This is a genomic window from Ornithinimicrobium sp. (assembly GCF_030537745.1).
In the GTDB taxonomy this organism is placed as follows: Bacteria; Actinomycetota; Actinomycetes; order Actinomycetales; family Dermatophilaceae; genus Ornithinicoccus.
The window spans coordinates 79,749-98,075 of sequence record NZ_JAUNVI010000001.1; the positions used below are offsets into that span (position 1 = coordinate 79,749).

Here is an 18,327-nt window from a genome sequence, read left to right on the forward strand (position 1 = left end):
TTTTCTGACATCACCACAGCGGCCACGGCAAGGGATAGCGGTCCGGCGGCAGCAACGGCATCTGCTGGCTGGCGCGTAAGGCCTCCAGCCGGGTGGACAGCGCCGCGATCTCCCCCGGCGCGAGCAACGCCTCCAGCCCGCTGGACCCGTCGGTGACGGCGTCGCGGACTGCGCGCACGCTGTCCAGATCTTCCTGCCGCAGCGGTTCACCGGCCCAACCCCACAGCACGGTCCGCAACTTCGGCTCGGTGTGCAGGCACAGCCCGTGGTCGAAGCCCCACAGCCGTTCGCCGGTGATGCCGAGGTGGGCGGCCTTGCGATCGGCGTTGTCCAGGACAGCGTCCAGCACCGCCATGGAGCGCAACCGTGCGTCGTCGGCGTGCACCACGACGAGCGCCGCACCGGTCTCGTCCTGGGCGTCGACGACCCGCTTCCACCCCGAGGCCACCTCTTCGGGCCGCAACACGTCGATCAGCCCGGCGCCAGGCAGCGGGCTGTCCTCGACCTCCATCCACAGTTGCACCGACCCCGGCCCGAGCGGCCCGTCGCGCAGCACCGTGGGTGGCACCAGCCTCCACCCGCCCAGCTCACTGACCAGGTAGGCGGATACCTCCCTGGCAGCCAGCGTGCCGGTCGGGAAGTCGACGAGAGGGCGCTCACCGCGGATCGGTTTGTAGACCGCCTTTCGGCCGGTCGGGGCTCCGTCCGGCTCGACCAGGTCGACGAGGACCGTGACGTTGGAGGCCTCCCGCAGCACGCCGATGACTTCGAGGGAAGTGCGGCAAAGCAGGTCTTCGTCCCGAACCCGCTCTGGGTCCTGCGGCTGCGGATTCACGACAGAGCGATGCTCAGCGGCGATAGCCGTTGGCCCGCGGGCAGATGTGTCCAGAAGGGTCCAGTGCCTGACCACAGAAGGGACAGGAGGGACGGCCGCCGACCAGCGAGGCGGTGCAGCGCTCGGCGAAGGCGCGGGCGCGCGCCGGCTCGATCGCGACCCGGATCGATTGCGGCGGCAAGCCGGTCCAGGGGTAGTCACCTTCGGGGTCGAGGTCGAGCAACTCGTCGACCTCTGGTCGGTCAAAGGCCTCGACGACCACGCGTTCGCGGACCGCATCCCAGCTCAGCGACAGGCGCTGCACGCGGAAGTCATCGTCGAAGGGGGCGTCCAGCGGCGCGTTGTCGACATAGGTCGCGGCTGCCTCCTCCGAGCCGGCCACCGCGGCCACCTCCTCGACGAGTTCGACGAGGGAGGCCCCCAAGAGCCGGACCTGTTCCTTCTCCAACGAGACCGTCGTCGTGCGGCGCGCTCCGTCGGTGGCCTGCAGGAAGAAGGTGCGCTGACCGGGAGGCCCCACACTGCCGGCGACGAAGCGCTCGGGCGGGTCGTAGACATGGTCTGGCATGGCTTCAGCCTACGACCGAGATGCCCCGTCGCCCGCGCCGCCACCCACGTCGGCATCACCGTCAGCCCCACCGGCCTGCAGAGCTGCGGACAGGACCGACAGGTCGATCGGGTCGCTGCCGGTGTCGTTCGTCCGCAGGACGAACGGCCGCCGCTGCGTCCGGTGCACGATGCTCACCGAGGCCGGATCCACGACGATCCGCTGAAATTCGTCCAGGGGCGTCGCCAACGCTTCGGCGAGGATCGCCTTAATGACGTCGCCGTGGCTCACCGCCACCCATACTCCACCGGCCCCGTGCTCCGACTCGACGCGGGCGTCCCACTCCAGGATCGCCTCGACGGCGCGCGCCTGCATCTGTGCCATTCCCTCGTGCTCGTGGTCCGGATGAGCGGGGAAGGTGACCGTCGAGGGACGGTCTTGCACGGCACGCCAGAGCGGGTCCTTGGCGAGCTCGCGCAGCGGCTGGCCGGTCCACGCCCCATAGCGCGCCTCCCCCAGACGGTCGTCGGTGCACAGCTCGGGCCGGGATCCCTCCGGTATGCCGTGCAGCAGGCTGGTTGCCGTCTCCTGGCACCGCTGGAGCGGGCTGGCGACCACAGCGGCGAGGGTGCTGGTGGCGAGCCGGGCGCCGAGACCAGCGGCTTGCTCCTGGCCGAACTCGTCCAGGCCGACGCCAAGGGTCCAGCCAGCCAGCACACCCGTCGCATTGGACGTGGTGCGGCCGTGGCGGACCAGGAGGCAGATGGCCATCAGTGCTCGGGTGTGTAGTCGGCTGCGGTGCGATCCGTGTCACCGGAGCCGACGTCGTCGTCGCTGTCGATGAGGCGGGAGTGGGCGGCGACAGCGATCTCGAGCGCCTCCAGGCGGGCGTCCAGGTCCTTGCCCCACGGCGCGACGGTGACCGTGGTGATGCCGACGTCGGCGTACCTCTGCATCCGCGCGGTGATCCTATCGACGTCCCCCAGGAGCGAGGTGTCGTCGATGAACTGCGGTGGCAGCGCGGCGGCTGCCTCGCCCCACTTCTTCTCCAGGTAGAGATCCTGGACCCGGTCGGCCTCTGCCTGGTAGCCCATGCGGACAGCGAGTTGGTGATAGAAATTCTGCTTGCGGCTGCCCATGCCGCCGACGTACAGCGCCGGATACGGGCTGACCGTGCGGGCGCAGGCATCGAGGTCATCGCCGGTGGCGAGCGCGACGGTGGCGCAGGTATCGAAGTGGGCCGGGGGCTGGTCGCGCTTGGCGAAGCCCGCCTCCAGCTGCTCGCGCTGCTCCACGAAAAAGTCAGGCGCCACGAAGACGCCCAGCCAACCGTCGGCGATCTCTCCGGCCAGCTCCATGTTCTTGGGCCCGACGGCCGCGAGGTAGAGCGGGATCTGGCGTCGGTGGGCGTGGGCAAGTCGAAGTGGTTTGCCAGCCCCGTCAGGGAGCGGGAGGGTGAAGTGCTCGCCGTGATAGCTGACCGGGCGGTGCGCCAACGCCATCCGGACGATGTCGACATACTCCCTGGTGCGTCCAAGGGGTTTAGCGAAACCGACTCCATGCCAGCCTTCGGAAACCTGCGGACCGCTGACGCCGAGTCCGAGCCGGAAGCGCCCGCCGGACAGGCTGTCGAGGCTCGCGGCGGCCATCGCGGTCGCGGCTGGGCTGCGGGCGGGGATCTGCATGACGCCCGCGCCGAGGCCGATGCGTTCGGTCTGGGCGCCCATCCAGCCCAGCACGCTCACGACGTCAGGACCGTAGGCCTCCGAGGCCCAGACGATGTCGACACCGAGTTGGTCGGCCCGTCTGACGAGCGCGAGGTTCTCCTCGTCCCGACCCTGTCCGAAGAAGCCGCTGCTCAATCCCAGGCGCAAGGGTCAGCCCCGCGGCCGCGGCTCGACGTCGAACTCATCATCGCCGAGGCCTAGATAGCTGCGGGCCTCGCCGTCATCGACGTCATCATCGTCGACTTCGTCGTCGTCATCTTCATCTACGGCATCGGAGTCATCCTCAACGTCGTCGTCGTCGGAGTCGTCATAGACGTCCAACGGGATCTCCTCGTCGTAGGCCTCCACGAGTGCGTCGGCGTAGACGGTGAACGTCTCGGCGATGCGGTCGTAGGCCTGGGCCACATGGGGGTCGTCGTCGTCCCTGCTCCCCGCAGCAGTCTCCAGGTGACGCTCAAGGGCGGCGACGAGGTCGGACAGGGCGGCGCGCGGGTCTGCGGTCATGCCCTGACGGTAGCGCGAATCGCTGTGTCTCGGCACGGATATCTCGCCCTGCGCGGCCTCCGGTGCTTATGCTGTCGCTCACCATGGTCGAGTACGAGTTCCGCGAGCTCACGTTCTTGCGCGATAGCAGCAGATCCTTCGTGCGGCAGACGCTGACCGACCACGCTGAGTACGGGCACTGGGAGCTGGTCCGGGTGCGACTCTTCTGGGGCGGGATCCGCAAGGTGGTGCTGCGCCGCAAGATCATCCGCGTGCGCCGCACCGCCTAGACGCGAGGCCCCGCAGCCGCATCTCAGCTCAGCAGTCAGCGAGGAGCTGGCTCAGCACCCGCGTGCCGAAGCGGATCGAGTCGACGGGCACCCGCTCGTCGACGCCGTGGAACATCCCGACGAAGTCCAGGTCGGACGGCAGCTGCAGCGGCGCGAAGCCGTAACCGGTGATCCCCAGCCGAGACAGGTGCTTGTTGTCTGTCCCCCCCGAGAGGCAGTAGGGCAGCACGTGCGCGCCGGGGTCCTCCTTGAGCAGCGCCCGCTTCATCGACTCCACGAGCTCACCCTCGCCGGGTGCCTCCAGAGCGACGTCCTGGTGCAGGATCTCCACCTCGACATGCTCTCCTGCCAACTTCCTAATGGTGTCCAGCAGCTCCTGGTCGTGGCCGGGAAGAAAGCGGCAGTCCAAGGACGCGGACGCGGCGGAGGGGATGACGTTGTGCTTGTAGCCCGCGTCGAGCATGGAGAAATTCGCGGTGTCCCGCAAGGTCCCTTCGACGAAGCCACGGGCCCCTCCCAGCCGCTCGAGCAAACTCTCGACGTCATCCTCGTGCCACGGGACACCGGTGATCTGAGCCACCCCGTCGAACAGGCCCCGCACGGAAGCGATGTAGGTGCGCGGCCAGGGGTGGGCATCGATAGCGGCGATGGCTTGGGCCAGGCGGACCACGGCGTTCTCGGCGTTGGGGACCGACCCGTGACCAGCCCTGCCGTGGGCGTGCAGCCGCAGCCAGGCGATGCCCTTCTCTGCCGTCTGCAGCAGGTAGGCCCGAGTGTCGGCGCCGGTCGCCGCGTCCGGCAGGGTAATCGAGAAGCCGCCGACCTCGCTGATCGCCTCGGTGCACCCCCGGAACCACTCGGGGTGCGCACTGACGACATGCCCGGCGCCCTTCACCCCGCCGGCTTCCTCGTCAGCGAAGAAGGCCCACACGATGTCGCGAGGTGGCTGCTGTCCCGACCGTGCCAGCTCGCGCAGGTTGGCCAGGAGCATGGCGACCATGTCTTTCATGTCGACGGCGCCCCGCCCCCAGATCATGCCGTCCTTCTCCTCCGCGGCGAAGGGGTCGACGGACCAGTCCTTCGCCTCAGCAGGGACGACGTCGAGGTGCCCGTGCAGCACCAGCCCGGGGCGAGAGCTGTCCCTGCCCTCGGTCCGCACCACGACGCTGGCTCGCCCTGGGTCCGACTCGGTCAACTGTGGGTCGAGACCGACCTCCTGGAGCAGCCCCATGACGTACTCAGCCGCCTCCCGCTCCCCCGGCCCGCTGCCGTCACCGTAGTTGCTGGTGTCGATCTGGATGAGTTCGCGGCAGATGCGCACCGCTTCGTCCTCGGCGGTGGTGGTCAACGGCGCGGTGGAAAGGTCGTGGTCAGTCATGACTGCACCCTAGAGGGTATGGAGCGGCGCAGGTCAGCTGTTGGGCTCCGCGAACAGCTCCAGGTGGTTGCACTCTCGACAGCGGAACGCCCGGACCAGTAAGCGATCGGCATTGACGGTGGAAAAGCCTCCGAAGAAGCTGGTGTTGCGGGGACCACCGACCCACCGGACATAGCCTTTGGCCCCCTCACCGGTGTCCTCCAGGTAGCCCTCGGAGAGCAAGTCCTGTGCCCCGCACGTGGTGCACCGTGACCGCGCCTGCGCCCAGCCGACGGCTTCCTGCCCACCGCTATCGCCCACCCTCAGGAAGCCGTCCTGCCTATCGTCAGGTGGCACGATCGGCGGTTCTGCTGCCATCAGGATCTAGCTCCCGTCACCCAGTTTGGACTCCACGCACTCCACGAACTGCCCAAGGAGCCGATCCGAAACAGACTGCATCACGCCACGGCCGAACTGCGCCGGCTTGCCGGTGATGCTGAGCTCGGTCGTGACGTCGACCCGGGTGCCCTCCCCGTCGGGGGTGAGCTCCAGGCGGACGGTGGCGCCGGCGTTGCCGAGACCACGCATGCCCTTCCCGGTGCCCTCGATCACGGCTCGGTGCGCCTCGTCGTCACGCTCCACGAAACTCCCCTTGCCCTGGTAGGTCACCGCGATCGGGCCGAGCTTCACCTTGACGTTGCCCGTGAAGCTCTGCTCGTCGGCTTCGGTGACGGTGGCGCCGGGGAAGCAGCCCCCGACCGTCTCCAGGTCGGTGAGCAGCGCCCACGTGGTCTCCGGAGAGGCGGGCACCGTGAAATTGTGCTCCAACTGCATACCCATGCGGTCAGGCTCCTGCCGCCGCCAGCACTGCCCGCCGGGTCAGCACCCCGGCCACGTGTCGCCGATAGTCGGCCTGTCCGTTGAGGTCGGAAGGAGGATCGGTGCCCTCGCCGACCTGCGCACAGATCTGGGCGATGGCATCCTCGGTCGCTGGCTGGCCAACGAGGGCCGCCTCGACGTCGCGCGCGCGCAGCGGGATGTTGCCCATGTTGGTCAGCCCGATCTTGGCCTCGGCGATGACGCCGCCGGGTGAGTCCGTGCGGACGGCGGCGGCGATGCCGATGATCGCCCACTGGTGAGAGACGCGCACGAACTTTTCGTAGTGGCTGCCCCATCCGGTGTGCTTGGGAATCACCACCGCGGTGAGCAGCTCACCGTCGTTGATGGCCGTCTCGAAAAGGTCGAGGAAGAACTCGCTCCCAGGCACGGTCCGCTGCCCGTCCGGTCCCTGGATCACCATCTGGGCGTCGAGCGCGAGCACCGGGGCACCGACGTCACCGGCGGGGTCCGCGTGGGCCAGCGCCCCACACAGCGTGCCGCGATGCCGGATCTGGGGGTCGGCGACCTCGGTGACCGCCTTGTGCACCAGACCCAGGTGCTCGCGGACGAGGTCGGAGTCGAGGACCTCCTGGTATGTCGTGCCCGCACCGATCCGGATCGTGTCACCTTCGTCGGTGATGCCCTTGAGCTCCTCGATCCGGGTGATGTCCACGATGATCCCGGGGGCGTTGAGGCGCATCCGCAGGACTGGCAGGAGCGACTGGCCACCGGAGAGCACCTTGGCGTCGTCGCCGTGCTCGGCGAGCAGGCCGAGGGCCTCCTCCACCGACGTGGGTGCCGCATAGTCGAACTGTGCCGGAATCATCGGCCGCTCCCATCGGTCGTGGCGGTGGAGGGTTCGTCGCTGTTGGGCGCGCCCTCCTCGAAGTGCGGTTGGGCTGCCTGGGGCGTGCTGGTCTTGCCACCGGCGCGCCCGTCCTGGATCGCGCGCCAGACTCTCTCCGGCGTGCAGGGCATATGGATGTCCTCGACGCCGAACTGACGCACGGCGTCCAGGACCGCGTTGACCACGGCCGGGGTGGACGCGATGGTGCCGGCCTCGCCGACCCCCTTGGCGCCCAGGTCATTGGTCGTCGACGGGGTGACGGTCCGGTCGGTCACGAAGTTGATCGTGTCTGCGCTCGTCGGCAGGGTGTAGTCGACGAACGACCCGGTCACCAAAGTGCCCTGGGCGTCGTAGACAGCCTCCTCCCACAGCGCTTGGGAGATGCCCTGCACCAGCCCGCCGTGGACCTGGCCGTCGACGATCATCGGGTTGACTACGTTGCCCACGTCGTCGACGCACACATAGGAGCGCATCGTCGACTCGCCGGTCTCGGTGTCGATCTCCATCGCGCACAAGTGGGTCCCGTGCGGGAAGGAGAAGTTCTCCGGGTCGAAGGTCGCCTCGGCGTCCAGGCTCGGCTCCATCCCGTCCGGCAGGTCGTGGGCCGCGAACACCGCCAGCGCCAGGCTGGTCAACGCCAGGCCTTCCTGGTCATCGCCGGCACCCTTGACGGTGAACTTGCCCTTGCTGAACTCGAGGTCGTCGACATTGGCCTCGAGCACGTGCGCGGCCAGCGGCCGGGCCTTCTCGATGACCTTCTTGGCGGCCTTGATGACAGCCTGTCCACCGACCACGAGCGAGCGTGAACCGTAGGTGTCCAGTCCCTTGTGGCTGATCTGGGTGTCGCCATGCAGGACCTCGACGTCCTCGAACGGGACGCCGAGCTCGTCGGCGACGATCTGGCTCCAGGCGGTGACGTGGCCCTGACCGTGCGGGGACGAGCCGGTGATGCACTCGACCTTGCCGCTGGGCAGCATCCGGATGGAGGCGTGCTCCCAGCCGCCGGCGCCATAACTGAGCGAGCCAAGGACCCGGCTGGGCGCCAGTCCGCACATCTCGGTGAAGGTGGAGATGCCGAGCCCGAGCTGCACCCGGTCTCCGCTCTCCCGGCGACGGGCCTGCTCGGCCCGCAGCTCGTCATACCCGAAGAGTTCCATGGCTCGGGCCGTGGCAGCCTCGTAGTTGCCGCTGTCGTACTCCAGGCCGCAGACCGTGGTGAACGGGAACTCCTCGTGCTTGATCCAGTTCTGCTCACGCAACTCCATGGGGTCGCGGTCGAGCTCGATGGCCAGCTCGTCCATGATCCGCTCGATCGCGAAGGCCGCTTCCGGGCGCCCCGCGCCACGGTAGGCGTCCGTCCACGTCATATTCGTGAACACGTTTTGGCACTCGAACCGGTAGGCGGGGAACTTGTAGATCGAGTTGTACATGAACGCGCCGAGGATCGGGACGCCAGAGGTGACCAGTCCGAGGTAGGCGCCCATGTTGGCGGTGAGGTGGACCTTGAGCCCGGTGACCGTCCCGTCCTTCTTGGCCGCGACCGCTATCCGTTGCCACTGGTCGCGGCCGTGGTGTGCGGACAGGAGCGACTCGGACCGTGTCTCGGTCCACTTGCACGGCTTGCCCAGATGGCGGGCCGCGAGGAAGGTGATGACCTCCTCCGGCGTGACCTGGAGCTTGCCGCCGAAGCCACCGCCGACGTCGGGAGCGATGACCCGCAGCTTGGACTCGGGGACGTCCAGGGTCAGTGCGAGCATGAGCCGCAAGATGTGCGGCACCTGGGTGGCCGACCACATCACGAACTGCTCGCCGGTCGGGTCGACGACGACGCTGCGCGGCTCCATGAAAGCAGGGATCAGTCGCTGCTGGCGGAACTCTCGCTCGACCACGACCTCCGCGTCGCAGAAGGCGTCCTCGACGTTGTCTCCGGTGCCGGCCTCAGCCGAGTCGAAGATCCACAGCGCGGACTGGTTGGTGCCCAGGTCGGGATGGGCCAGGATCTCGTCCGCGGACGCGGCCTTGAGATCGACGACCGGCTCGAGCTCCTCGTAGTCGACGTCGACCAGCTCGGCGGCGTCGCGTGCGGCGGAGGGAGAACGCGCGATGACGGCGGCCACGATCTCGCCGGAGAAGGCGACGTGGTCGACCGCGATGGCGGGGTGCGGGGGGGCGACCTGGTCGGGAGTGACCGGCCAGGCGTTGGGCAGCGACCCCTGGATGTCCTTGACGTCCTCGCCCGTGAGGACGGCGGCCACTCCGGGAGATTCCTTGGCGGCCGCAGTGTCGATGTTGGTGATCCGGGCGTGTGCGTAGGGGCTACGGACCATGGACACGTAGAGCATCCCGGGCAGCACGATGTTGTCGGTGAACTTGCTGCGGCCGGTGATGAGGTGCTGGTCCTCCTTGCGGCGGCGGTCCCTGCCCACCTCTTGACCCGTGGCCTCATCGGTGCGGTCGACGTCGACGCGCTCTTCGATCATGTCCTCGACGGCGTCTGGGCTGACGGTCATGCCTGCTCACCACCGCTGGTGGAGGCTTGCATGACGGCCTTGACGATGTTGTGGTAGCCGGTGCAGCGACAAAGGTTGCCCTCCATGCCGATCCGCACCTCATCCTCGGTCGGGTCGGGGTTCTGCCGCAGCAGGTCCGTGGCCTGCATGATCATGCCCGGTGTGCAGAACCCGCACTGGAGGGCGTGACAGTCGTGGAAGGACTCTTGCAGGGGGGTCAGCTCGCCATTCGGGGCCAGACCCTCGATCGTGGTGACCTCATGGCCGTCGGCCTGGACCGCCAGGACGTTGCAGGACTTCACGCTCCGACCGTCCAGGTGCACCGTGCAGGCGCCGCAGTTGCTGGTGTCACAGCCGACCAGCGTGCCCGTCTTGCCGAGCTGCTCGCGCAGATAGTGGACGAGGAGCGTGCGGGGCTCGACCTCGTCCTGATAGTTCACGCCGTCGACCTTCACGGAGATCTTGGTCATGCTTCCTCCAACTGGAGCAGGGACGTCATTGTCTTGGCTCATACTCGCCTGCCCAGGGACTTCCCGCAAGGGGTCAGGGACCGGCGGGCTCGGGGTCGGTCGAGGTGAGGTAGGACTCGACGTGACCGTGGATGCCGCCATCGGACTCGCTCAGCGGCTCCCCGCCACCTCCCCACCGGTCGGCGATCATCTCAGCGGCTACGCTCACCGCGGTCTCCTCCGGTGTGCGGGCGCCCAGGTCCAACCCGATCGGGCTGCGCAGGTTGGCCAACTGCTGCGGGGTCAGCCCGGCATCCCGGAGGCGCTGAAGGCGGTCAAGGTGGGTCCGGCGCGAACCCATCGCCCCGACGTAGGCGAGTTGGGGGGCACCTTGGCCGAGCAGGACCTCCAGTAGGGGCACGTCGAACTTTGGATCGTGCGTCAGGACGCACGCCACGGTCCGCTCATCCAGCGCGCCCTGCGCGATCTGAGCCTCGACATACCGGTGCGGCCACGAGACGACGACCTCGTCAGCCTCCGGGAAGCGGCTCTTGGTGGCGAAGATCGGCCGAGCGTCGCACACCGTGACGTGGTAACCCAGGAAGCTCCCGATCCGGGCGACGGCCGCAGCGAAGTCGATCGCACCAAAGACGAGCATCCGCGGCGGTGGAGCGAAGGAGGAGACGAAGATCCGCATCCCTTCACCGCGGCGCTCACCGTCCGGGCCGTACTCCAGCGGTGCGGTCCGCCCCTGCGCGAGCATGCCGCGGGCATCGTCGGTGATCGCGTCGTCGGCACGCTGGCTCCCGATCGTGCCGCTGCACCCGCCCTCAGCCTCCTCGGGCCGGATGATGCGCCGCATCCCCAGGCGGCCCGGGTCGGGGTGCGCGATCACGGTCGCGATCGCGACCGGCTGACCGGCCGCGACGTCGGCAGCCACCGCCTCGAGCTCGGGGAAGGTCTCGCGACTGACCCGCTCGACGTAGATGTCCATGATCCCGCCGCACGTCAGCCCGACGCCCATCGCCTCGTCGTCGGAGACGCCATACCTCTGCAGCGACGGGACCCCGGTCTGGATCACCTCTTGACCCACCTCATACACAGCGCCCTCGACGCATCCGCCGGAGACCGAGCCCACCGCCTCCCCGTCAGCACCGACGAGCATGGACGCCCCGGCCGGCCGAGGCGCGGACTTCCAGGTCCCGACGACCGTGCCCATCGCGGTCGGCTCGCCCGCTTGCCACCACGTCAGGAGTCGATCAAGCACGTCACGCATGTCGGCAGCATCCCACGCAGGCCAGCAGCGCTAGACGGTGGCGTGCGGCCCGACGGACCTAGCGCTGGCTCTGTGCGACGACGTCCAAGACCCGCTGGAAGGCCGCCAGTGAGTGTCCTGCCACGAAATCGTCGACATACGGCAGGCAGGCGAGGATGCCGGCCTGGACCGGCAGATAGCCCACCTTGCCCCGGTGCGGGTTGACCCAGACGACGCGGTGCGCCAACCGGTGCAGCCGGCTCATCTGCGCACCGAGCAACTCCGGCGCCTCGCGCTCCCACCCATCGCTGAAGACGACCACCACGGCACCCCTCGCCATGCCACGGCGCCCCCACCGCTGCAGGAAGGCCCCCACCGACTGGCCCAGACGGGTCCCGCCGGACCAGTCCGGGACGGCCTCGCTGGCCGCCAGCAGAGCTCGGTCGGGGTCTCGCTCCTGGAATGCCTTGGTCACGTGCGTCAGCCGGGTGCCGATGGTGAACACCTCGGTGGTGCGTGGCGCCGCCTGCACCATGGTGTGCGCGAGTCGCAGCAGCGCGTCCGCGTAGGCGCTCATCGAGCCGCTCACGTCCACCAGCACCACGACTCGACGGACCCTGACGTCCTGGTCTCGATAGCTGATCTTGGCGGGCTCGCCCAGGTTGCGCAGGTGCGCGCGGACCGTCGCTGCGCCGTCGACGGCGCCGTGGTGGTGCGGTGAGTATCGGCGAGCGGGCCGCGAGGGGCTCCGCGCTCGCAGGGTGGCGAACTGCCGCCGCAGCAGGGCCCGGTCTGCAGGCGAGAGCCCCGCGACGTCGCGGTGGCGCAGCACTTCCTCGCTGGAGGAGGCTGCCCGGATCACCTCATCGGCGTGCTCCCCCGGCCCGTCACCCTCCGCCGTGTCCTCCAGCGGCGCCTGCAAGGTGGTGGGGCGAGGGGTGTCCGTCTGTCGGATCCCCTGCATCGGCCGGCCGTCGAACCAGCCGGAGAACACCCGGTCAAAAGGCTCGGCGTCGGCCGGTGAGGCGGTGAGCGTGGCGCGGCCGGCCCAGTAGACCCCCTCCCGCTCCCCCAGCCCGATGGTCGCGCACGCCAGCAGGAAAGTGCGTTCGCGATCGGCCGAGACCGGCAGTCCGGCCGCTCGGCAGGCCCTGGCGAAGCCGCCCAGGGTCTGCAGGATGTCCCAGCCCGCGGCGCTGCCGGGGTCCACCCGGCTGGCAGGGGTCACGTCATACCTCTTAGCGGGCGAGCATCCGGTCGAGGGCGACGCGGACACGCTCGGCATCCTCGCGGTATTTGATCGCGGCACCGAGAGTGCTCGCGGCGACCTCGGGGTCGAGCTGACTGACACCCAGCGCGTCCAGGGCCCGGGCCCAGTCGAGGGTCTCGGCCACGCCCGGCGGCTTGACGAGGTCCTCCTCCGCGCGCAGCCGCTGCACCACGTGCACGACCTGGTTGGCCAAGGACTCGTCGACCTCCGGCAGTCTGGTCCGGACGATCGCCAGCTCACGCTCGAGGCCGGGGTGCTCGATCCAGTGATAGAGGCAGCGACGCTTGAGGGCGTCGTGCAGCTCGCGCGTGCGGTTGGAGGTGAGCACCGTGAACGGCGGCTGCGTGGCCTTGATGGTGCCCAGCTCGGGGATCGTCACCGCCCAGGTCGACAGCACCTCCAGGAGGAAAGCCTCAAACTCGTCGTCGGCCCGGTCCACCTCGTCGATGAGGAGCACGCAGGGCGCCTCACGCAGTGCGCGCAGGATCGGACGGGGCTGCAGGAACCGCTCTGCGAACAGCTCAGACTCCAGCTCTGTCGCGTCCGAGGCCTCCTTGCCGAGCGCTTCGACCGCCCTCAGGTGCAGGATCTGCCGAGGAAAGTCCCAGTCGTAGAGCGCCTGGCTGGCCTCGATGCCCTCATAACACTGGAGCCGGATCAGCGGCTTGTCGAGCAGCTCTGCGACCGCTTCGGCCAGTGCGGTCTTGCCCGTCCCGGGCTCCCCCTCCAGCAGCAGCGGCCGCTCGAGCCGGTGGGCCAACCACGACACCGTCGCCAGCCCGTCGTCGGCGAGGTAGCCCGTCCCGGCCAGCGCCTCCGCCAGACTGTCGGGACTGGCGAACATGGGATTGTTGCGCTCGGTGGAGACCTCGAGGCGTGGGAAGTCTGGGTCCGGGCGTGCGGAGACGGCATCAGCCTGCATGGCCCGAGTGTATGGCGACCCCGCCACCTCCGACCGGACGGTCGGCATGGCCACACCGGGCGGTCGTTTCTGCCACACCGGGCGGTCGGCATAGCCACACCGAGCGGTCAGCGGGTTGCGCGCTGGCAGTTCGGAAGGGTAGGACTCGCACATGCTCATTCATCTCGACCCCAGCCAGCCAGTCCCTGTTTACGAGCAGATCGTCGAAGGGATCGTGGCGCAGATCCGCAGCGGAGAGTTGGTGCCCGGGGAGAGGCTGCCCACCGTCCGCCAGCTCGCCGGGGACCTCGGGGTAGCAGCCAACACCGCGGCCAAGGCTTACCGAACTTTGGAGGAGCAAGGCCACGTCGAGACGCATGGCCGGGGCGGGACCACCGTCGGCGCGGCCACCGCACCGAGCCTTCCCAGCAATCGGGCCGCGGACGACTTCGCCAGCGTGGCCCGCGCGGCGGGCATGAGTCTGGAGCAGGCCGTCGGTCTGTTGCGGCGGACCTGGCGATAGTCGCACCGATCACTCGATCTGGCTCTAATGACAGTTCGGACTGGCCCTGCCGCCCGTTCGGACTGGCGCCACCGACCGTCCGGTCAGTGTGGGTCGGGGTTGATGTCGACGTCACGGCCGTTAGCAAGGTCTGCGCACTCGACGAGCGTGGGGCGGGCACGGCGCAGATAGGCCTTGGCCCCAATATCACCGTGCGTGCGTTGCAGCACCCCGTCCCAGTGATCTGAGCCGATCAGGACCGGATGACCGGGCACACCGCCGTAGGCGGCACGAACCAGCGCGCTGCGAGCCTCGCTCGGCCCAGCACGCCCGTCCATCCGTGCTGACGACAGGACGCGAGCGACGACGTCCGCCCCGACGTCCGGCAGATCCACCAGGTGCACCAGAGCCTGCGTCGGGATCAGCCGACCCCGCGTCGCCAACGCCATCAAGCCGGCACTCAACGACTCTCCCATCCCCTCGCTCCACGTCCCACAGCGCACCGTGCAGATCCGCTCATCCCCACACCCCTCCACGAGCGACTCCACGTCCTTCGCCCTGGCACCAGTGACCACCACGACATCGCCGCAGCCACCCTCAAGCAGGATGAGCGCGGACCGGACCACCCACGGCATCCCGTCGCGCACCACCACCCCCTTGGGCCCCCCGAACCTGCGACCCGCTCCTGCCGCGAGCAGGAGTCCGGTCACCGCAGGCGTGCCAGGAGCAGACATGCCATCAGTGTGCCGGGCATGATGGGCCCATGAGCATCCCGGTGGAGCTGGCAGCACTCGAGGAGGCGCTCGGGCGCCACGACACGGCATATCTGCTGACGGCTGGCGACCCCCGCCCGCACGTCGGCGAGGTCTTCCCGGCGCTGGTCGGCGGTGCGATCGTCCTGACCGAGCCCGGCCGGACCGCACGTCGCATCGTGGTTGACCAACCCGCTGTGACGGTCATGATGCCGCCACGCCTCAAGGGGGACTACACCCTCATCATCGACGGTGACGCTGCCCTGACCCAGGATGGTGCGCTGCGCATCACCCCGACCACGGCCGTGCTGCACCGCGCCTCATCTTGGTCCCACGACGCACCCGACAGCGAGTGCGGCAACGACTGCCGCCCACTCACCGGCTGAGGTGTCGAGCAGATGAACGCTGTGGTCGTCGGCGAGCGTTTCATCGACGAGGACTGGTATGGCGAGCAGCTCACCGGTCGGACGTGGCAGTCCTGCGCCTTCGTGGAGGTCGATCTCACCGAGGTGAGCACCAGCGGGTGTCGATTCGAGAACTGCACCTTTGACCGGTGCCGCCTCAATGTGTCCACGCACGACCAGAGCGCGTTCACCGCGTGCTCGTTCTCGATGACGAACTTTTTCGACGCGACCCTGGACGGATGCAAACTGGACGGCAGCAGCTTTGCGCGGTGCACCCTGCGCCCGCTCACAGTGCGCGGCGGCTCGTGGTGGGGCGTGACGATGGTGGGGGCCGAGCTCGAGGGTCAGTCCCTGCGCGACGTCCGTCTGCGGGAAGCGGACCTGTCCGAGGCTGACCTGCGCAACGTCGACCTGCGGGGTGCCGACCTGAGCGGAGTGTCACTCAGAGCGGCACGCTTGGACGGCGCCGACCTGCGGGGCGCCACCCTCCTCGGCGCCGACCTGGGCGGGCTGCGGGTGCGGGGTGCCAAGTTTGATCTGGCCGGCGCGCTCGCCTTGGCGGAGTCCCTAGGAGCTGTGGTCGAGACCTGACGCTAGGTCAGAGACGGTGCGCCGGGTCGTCTTCACGCCCCTCGCGCCCCTTGCCCTCCTGCTCAGCAGCATCGACACGATGTCGCCCTCCTCCGACCGCCTCCGGGTCCTCCTCCGGCTCGAAGGTGTTGGCATCCTCGCTCATCCCCAGGCCAACACCCTCCTTGCTGAGCTCCTCGGGTGCCTCTGCCTCGTCCTCGCGACCAGTCATCACGTGCTCCTCTCTCCTGAGGTCAGTGTCGCGCCGTTCAAGACACCTGTCCTGCTGTGCCGTCACCGGACTCTCGTGCGGTCCCCGCGCACGGCATACTGGCCCCGAGATGAGGAGGACAGAGTGAGGCAACTGACGGTGCTCGCGAGCGAGGATCTCTGCGTCGCTCAGGTCCCGCTCTTTCAGGGCCTCACCCACGACGAGCAGCTCGCCGTGGCGGGGGTGGCGCGGCGGACGACCCTGGACAAGGACCAGCAGGTGTATGCCGCGGGCTCGGACGTCTCCCAACTCATGATCGTGCACACCGGCAGGATCAAGATCTCTCGGCTCAGCGCCGATGGGCACGAGCAGATTGTGCGAGTCCTGGGCCCGGGTGACTTTGTCGGCGAGTCGGCCTTCCTCACCGGCGCCCGGCCGGATCACTTCGCCGTCGCGCTGGAGCCGGGCAGCATGTGCGTCTTCCGACACCTCGACCTCGACCGCCTCCTGAAGCAGCACCCAAGCATCGGTCTGCAGATGCTGCAGGACGTCAGTCGCCGGCTGGATGAGACCGAGAGCCGCCTGGCCTCAGTGATCTCCGATGACGTCAGCTCACGACTGGCCGACTACCTCCTGTCGCTGCCCGGGCGGCGCGTGGAGGGACACCTGCAGGTCGAACTGCCCCTTGCCAAGAAAGACATCGCCTCACTCCTGGACACGACTCCGGGATGATCGAGCAGCGCGGCCGGAGCCGCATCGTGATCTACAACGTTGCGGGACTCACCGCCCTGACCTCCCCCCGCTGACCTCGTCCCAGAGGGGCGGACGGCGGTCAGGGCCCCCGGCGCAGCCGGCTGACGAGCGTCCAGGCCAGGGGCAGCACGGACATGCCCATCAGCAAGCGCCCTAGCCCGGGCTCAGACGTCATCAGCACAGCGCCGGCCACGAGCAGTGCGGCGAAGAGGACCATTACGTTAAGACGCGACACGGACCGCTCCACTCGACGCATCTGGGCGGACAGGCTCGGCGTGGCCACCTTGAGCTGACCCTGCTCAGCCAGCTTCAGGACGCGGTCCGCCCGGCGGGGCAAGACGAGCGCGAGGCGCCCCAGGGCTAGAGCCTCGGTCACGACGGTTTGCGGCAGGTTCTGTCGCTCCTCGTCCAGGAGCTGGGTGGCGTAGGGAGTGATGGTGCCCCAGATATCAAACTCGGGGTCCAGCCCTGTGCAGATGCCGGACAGAATGCCCATCGACCGGCCCAGCAGCAGCAAGTTCTCCGGCACCTGAAACGGCAGTTCGAGCAGCAGGTCCCGGAACTGCAGTCCGAAGCGGACGACTTCCTCCGGATCGAGTTCCTGCAGCTCGTCCATGCGTAGACCGCCGAAACGGTCGAAGACCTTTGCCACCGCGTCCTCGATCAACGCGAGGTCGGCGGTCGGTAGCAGCACGTCCAGCCGCTTGAGCCCCGCCACCATGCGGGACCCGTCGCGCAGGCCGGCCGCGATGAGCACGTCGCGCAACCCAGCCCGCAGATTCTCCGGCACGTCGCCGACCATGCCGAAGTCGATGAACGTCAGTTTCCACTCAGGTCCCCCGGTGGCGACCCCCGAGGCAGGGGTGACGAAAAGGTTGCCCGGGTGAGGGTCGGCGTGGAAGAAGCCGTCGGTGAAGATCTGCTGCAAGAAGGTGTCGGCCAGCACCTGCGCGACCTCGGTGCGCTCGATGCCGGCTGCGGTGATGGCGTCATGATCGCCCAGTTTGATCGCGGCCACATCCTCCAGGGTGAGCACGCGGCGCCCGCTCAGCTCCCAGACGATCCGCGGGACGTTGATGCGCGCGTCGTCGGCAAAGTTGGCCGCGAAGGTCTCCGCGTTGCCACCTTCCGCCAGGTAGTCGACCTCCTCCAGCGTGGTGGCCGCGAACTCCTCCAACAGAGCACGCACGTCCGCCCGCTCCCGGATCGGACGGTATCTCTCCATCCAGCCACCGACGCGGCGCAGCGCCTCAAGGTCGACATCGATGATCTCCTGGATGTGTGGACGTTGCACCTTGACCACGACGTCCACAAACCCCTGCTCGGCAGCGTCCTCTGGACGCAGCCGCGCGCGGTGCACCTGTCCCAGCGACGCCGCCGCGAGCGGCGTCTCGTCGAACCAACTGAAGTGCTCGTCCAGCGGCAAGGCCCACTCGGATTCGGCGACCTCGCGAACCGCCGCGAACTCCACAGGTGGCACTTGATCCTGCAGCCCTGCCAGCTCTCGGGTGATCTCGGGGGGAAGCACATCCAGCCGGGAGGACAGGAACTGGCCCACCTTGATCATCAGCCCACCCATCGAGATGGCGAGGCCGCGGAATCGCACGGCGGTGCGCCGACCTCGCTCGGCTCGCGTGCGCGCCGCCAGCGCGCCGAGGCCGAGGCGCCGCATCACGATCTCCCACCAGATGAAGGCCGCCGTCACTCCCGCGAAGAAGATGACGATGCGCCAATAGCGGGCGCGCAGGGCTGAGGTCTTCATCCTGCTTCCTGACGGGATCGCCA

General features: G+C 68.7%; 22 protein-coding genes. 5 read left to right on the forward strand and 17 right to left on the reverse strand.

Annotated features, from left to right (window positions below; translation table 11 throughout):
- Positions 1 to 10: 10 nt before the first annotated feature.
- From Q4P07_RS00420 to Q4P07_RS00440, 5 genes are read right to left on the reverse strand one after another with little or no spacing between them, the layout of a single operon-like run.
- The gene (locus tag Q4P07_RS00420; protein WP_303372906.1) at positions 11 to 835 is read right to left on the reverse strand and encodes an SCO1664 family protein; all 825 of its coding nucleotides are present in this window, start codon (positions 833 to 835) and stop codon (positions 11 to 13) included.
- A 13-nt stretch (positions 836 to 848) separates the two neighbouring features.
- On the reverse strand, positions 849 to 1,403 hold the full coding sequence (locus Q4P07_RS00425) for a DUF3090 family protein (protein ID WP_303372907.1): 555 nt from the start codon (positions 1,401 to 1,403) through the stop codon (positions 849 to 851).
- A gap of 9 nt (positions 1,404 to 1,412) precedes the next feature.
- Positions 1,413 to 2,153: an MSMEG_4193 family putative phosphomutase gene (locus tag Q4P07_RS00430; protein ID WP_303372908.1), complete on the reverse strand. Its 741-nt coding sequence runs from the start codon at positions 2,151 to 2,153 to the stop codon at positions 1,413 to 1,415.
- On the reverse strand, positions 2,153 to 3,256 hold the full coding sequence (locus Q4P07_RS00435) for an LLM class F420-dependent oxidoreductase (RefSeq protein WP_303372909.1): 1,104 nt from the start codon (positions 3,254 to 3,256) through the stop codon (positions 2,153 to 2,155). The genes Q4P07_RS00430 and Q4P07_RS00435 overlap by 1 nt, the downstream gene beginning before the upstream one ends.
- A gap of 3 nt (positions 3,257 to 3,259) precedes the next feature.
- Positions 3,260 to 3,613, reverse strand: coding sequence for a hypothetical protein (locus Q4P07_RS00440; protein ID WP_303372910.1), 354 nt, complete (start codon positions 3,611 to 3,613; stop codon positions 3,260 to 3,262).
- Positions 3,614 to 3,696: 83 nt separating this feature from the next.
- On the opposite strand from Q4P07_RS00440, the gene Q4P07_RS00445 reads away from it, so the two are divergent.
- Positions 3,697 to 3,882 carry a DUF5703 family protein gene (locus Q4P07_RS00445; RefSeq protein ID WP_303372911.1) on the forward strand — a complete coding sequence of 62 codons (186 nt, stop codon included), beginning with the start codon at positions 3,697 to 3,699 and terminating at the stop codon, positions 3,880 to 3,882.
- 28 nt (positions 3,883 to 3,910) lie between these two features.
- Here the strand turns inward: Q4P07_RS00445 and Q4P07_RS00450 are convergent, their stop codons facing one another.
- The 9 genes from Q4P07_RS00450 to Q4P07_RS00490 form a co-directional block, all read right to left on the reverse strand.
- Positions 3,911 to 5,260 (reverse strand): M20/M25/M40 family metallo-hydrolase, encoded by a 1,350-nt coding sequence (locus tag Q4P07_RS00450; protein ID WP_303372912.1) that lies wholly within the window; start codon positions 5,258 to 5,260, stop codon positions 3,911 to 3,913.
- 33 nt (positions 5,261 to 5,293) lie between these two features.
- Complete coding sequence (locus Q4P07_RS00455) at positions 5,294 to 5,617, reverse strand: hypothetical protein (RefSeq protein ID WP_303372913.1); 324 nt, start codon at positions 5,615 to 5,617, stop codon at positions 5,294 to 5,296.
- A 6-nt stretch (positions 5,618 to 5,623) separates the two neighbouring features.
- Entirely contained in the window at positions 5,624 to 6,079 is a 456-nt protein-coding gene (locus tag Q4P07_RS00460) for an SRPBCC family protein (RefSeq protein ID WP_303372914.1), read from the reverse strand.
- A gap of 4 nt (positions 6,080 to 6,083) precedes the next feature.
- Positions 6,084 to 6,944, reverse strand: coding sequence for a xanthine dehydrogenase family protein subunit M (locus tag Q4P07_RS00465; protein WP_303372915.1), 861 nt, complete (start codon positions 6,942 to 6,944; stop codon positions 6,084 to 6,086).
- Entirely contained in the window at positions 6,941 to 9,445 is a 2,505-nt protein-coding gene (locus Q4P07_RS00470; RefSeq protein ID WP_303372945.1) for a xanthine dehydrogenase family protein molybdopterin-binding subunit, read from the reverse strand. Before Q4P07_RS00470 ends, Q4P07_RS00465 begins: the two co-directional genes overlap by 4 nt.
- A 26-nt stretch (positions 9,446 to 9,471) precedes the next feature.
- Positions 9,472 to 9,945 carry a (2Fe-2S)-binding protein gene (locus Q4P07_RS00475; protein WP_303372916.1) on the reverse strand — a complete coding sequence of 158 codons (474 nt, stop codon included), beginning with the start codon at positions 9,943 to 9,945 and terminating at the stop codon, positions 9,472 to 9,474.
- A gap of 73 nt (positions 9,946 to 10,018) precedes the next feature.
- Positions 10,019 to 11,200, reverse strand: coding sequence for an XdhC family protein (locus Q4P07_RS00480; protein WP_303372917.1), 1,182 nt, complete (start codon positions 11,198 to 11,200; stop codon positions 10,019 to 10,021).
- A gap of 58 nt (positions 11,201 to 11,258) precedes the next feature.
- Complete coding sequence (locus tag Q4P07_RS00485; RefSeq protein WP_368660232.1) at positions 11,259 to 12,455, reverse strand: VWA domain-containing protein; 1,197 nt, start codon at positions 12,453 to 12,455, stop codon at positions 11,259 to 11,261.
- Positions 12,418 to 13,293, reverse strand: a complete 876-nt coding sequence (locus Q4P07_RS00490; protein WP_303372947.1) for a MoxR family ATPase — start codon at positions 13,291 to 13,293, stop codon at positions 12,418 to 12,420. The genes Q4P07_RS00485 and Q4P07_RS00490 overlap by 38 nt, the downstream gene beginning before the upstream one ends.
- A gap of 229 nt (positions 13,294 to 13,522) precedes the next feature.
- Here Q4P07_RS00490 and Q4P07_RS00495 point away from each other — a divergent pair, with 229 nt between their 5' ends.
- Entirely contained in the window at positions 13,523 to 13,873 is a 351-nt protein-coding gene (locus Q4P07_RS00495) for a GntR family transcriptional regulator (protein ID WP_303372918.1), read from the forward strand.
- An 83-nt stretch (positions 13,874 to 13,956) separates the two neighbouring features.
- On the opposite strand, the gene Q4P07_RS00500 is transcribed toward Q4P07_RS00495, so the two are convergent.
- On the reverse strand, positions 13,957 to 14,586 hold the full coding sequence (locus Q4P07_RS00500) for a nucleotidyltransferase family protein (RefSeq protein WP_303372919.1): 630 nt from the start codon (positions 14,584 to 14,586) through the stop codon (positions 13,957 to 13,959).
- A gap of 29 nt (positions 14,587 to 14,615) precedes the next feature.
- Here Q4P07_RS00500 and Q4P07_RS00505 point away from each other — a divergent pair, with 29 nt between their 5' ends.
- Both Q4P07_RS00505 and Q4P07_RS00510 read left to right on the forward strand, forming a co-directional pair.
- The gene (locus Q4P07_RS00505; RefSeq protein ID WP_303372920.1) at positions 14,616 to 14,990 is read left to right on the forward strand and encodes a hypothetical protein; all 375 of its coding nucleotides are present in this window, start codon (positions 14,616 to 14,618) and stop codon (positions 14,988 to 14,990) included.
- A 12-nt stretch (positions 14,991 to 15,002) separates the two neighbouring features.
- Positions 15,003 to 15,599, forward strand: coding sequence for a pentapeptide repeat-containing protein (locus Q4P07_RS00510; RefSeq protein WP_303372921.1), 597 nt, complete (start codon positions 15,003 to 15,005; stop codon positions 15,597 to 15,599).
- 7 nt (positions 15,600 to 15,606) lie between these two features.
- Here Q4P07_RS00510 and Q4P07_RS00515 read toward each other — a convergent pair whose 3' ends face one another.
- Positions 15,607 to 15,810, reverse strand: coding sequence for a hypothetical protein (locus Q4P07_RS00515; protein WP_303372922.1), 204 nt, complete (start codon positions 15,808 to 15,810; stop codon positions 15,607 to 15,609).
- A gap of 123 nt (positions 15,811 to 15,933) precedes the next feature.
- Between Q4P07_RS00515 and Q4P07_RS00520 the strand changes: the two genes are divergently transcribed.
- The gene (locus Q4P07_RS00520; RefSeq protein ID WP_303372923.1) at positions 15,934 to 16,521 is read left to right on the forward strand and encodes a Crp/Fnr family transcriptional regulator; all 588 of its coding nucleotides are present in this window, start codon (positions 15,934 to 15,936) and stop codon (positions 16,519 to 16,521) included.
- Positions 16,522 to 16,621: 100 nt separating this feature from the next.
- Here the strand turns inward: Q4P07_RS00520 and Q4P07_RS00525 are convergent, their stop codons facing one another.
- The gene (locus tag Q4P07_RS00525; protein ID WP_303372924.1) at positions 16,622 to 18,304 is read right to left on the reverse strand and encodes an AarF/ABC1/UbiB kinase family protein; all 1,683 of its coding nucleotides are present in this window, start codon (positions 18,302 to 18,304) and stop codon (positions 16,622 to 16,624) included.
- Between the last annotated feature and the right edge of the window lie 23 nt (positions 18,305 to 18,327).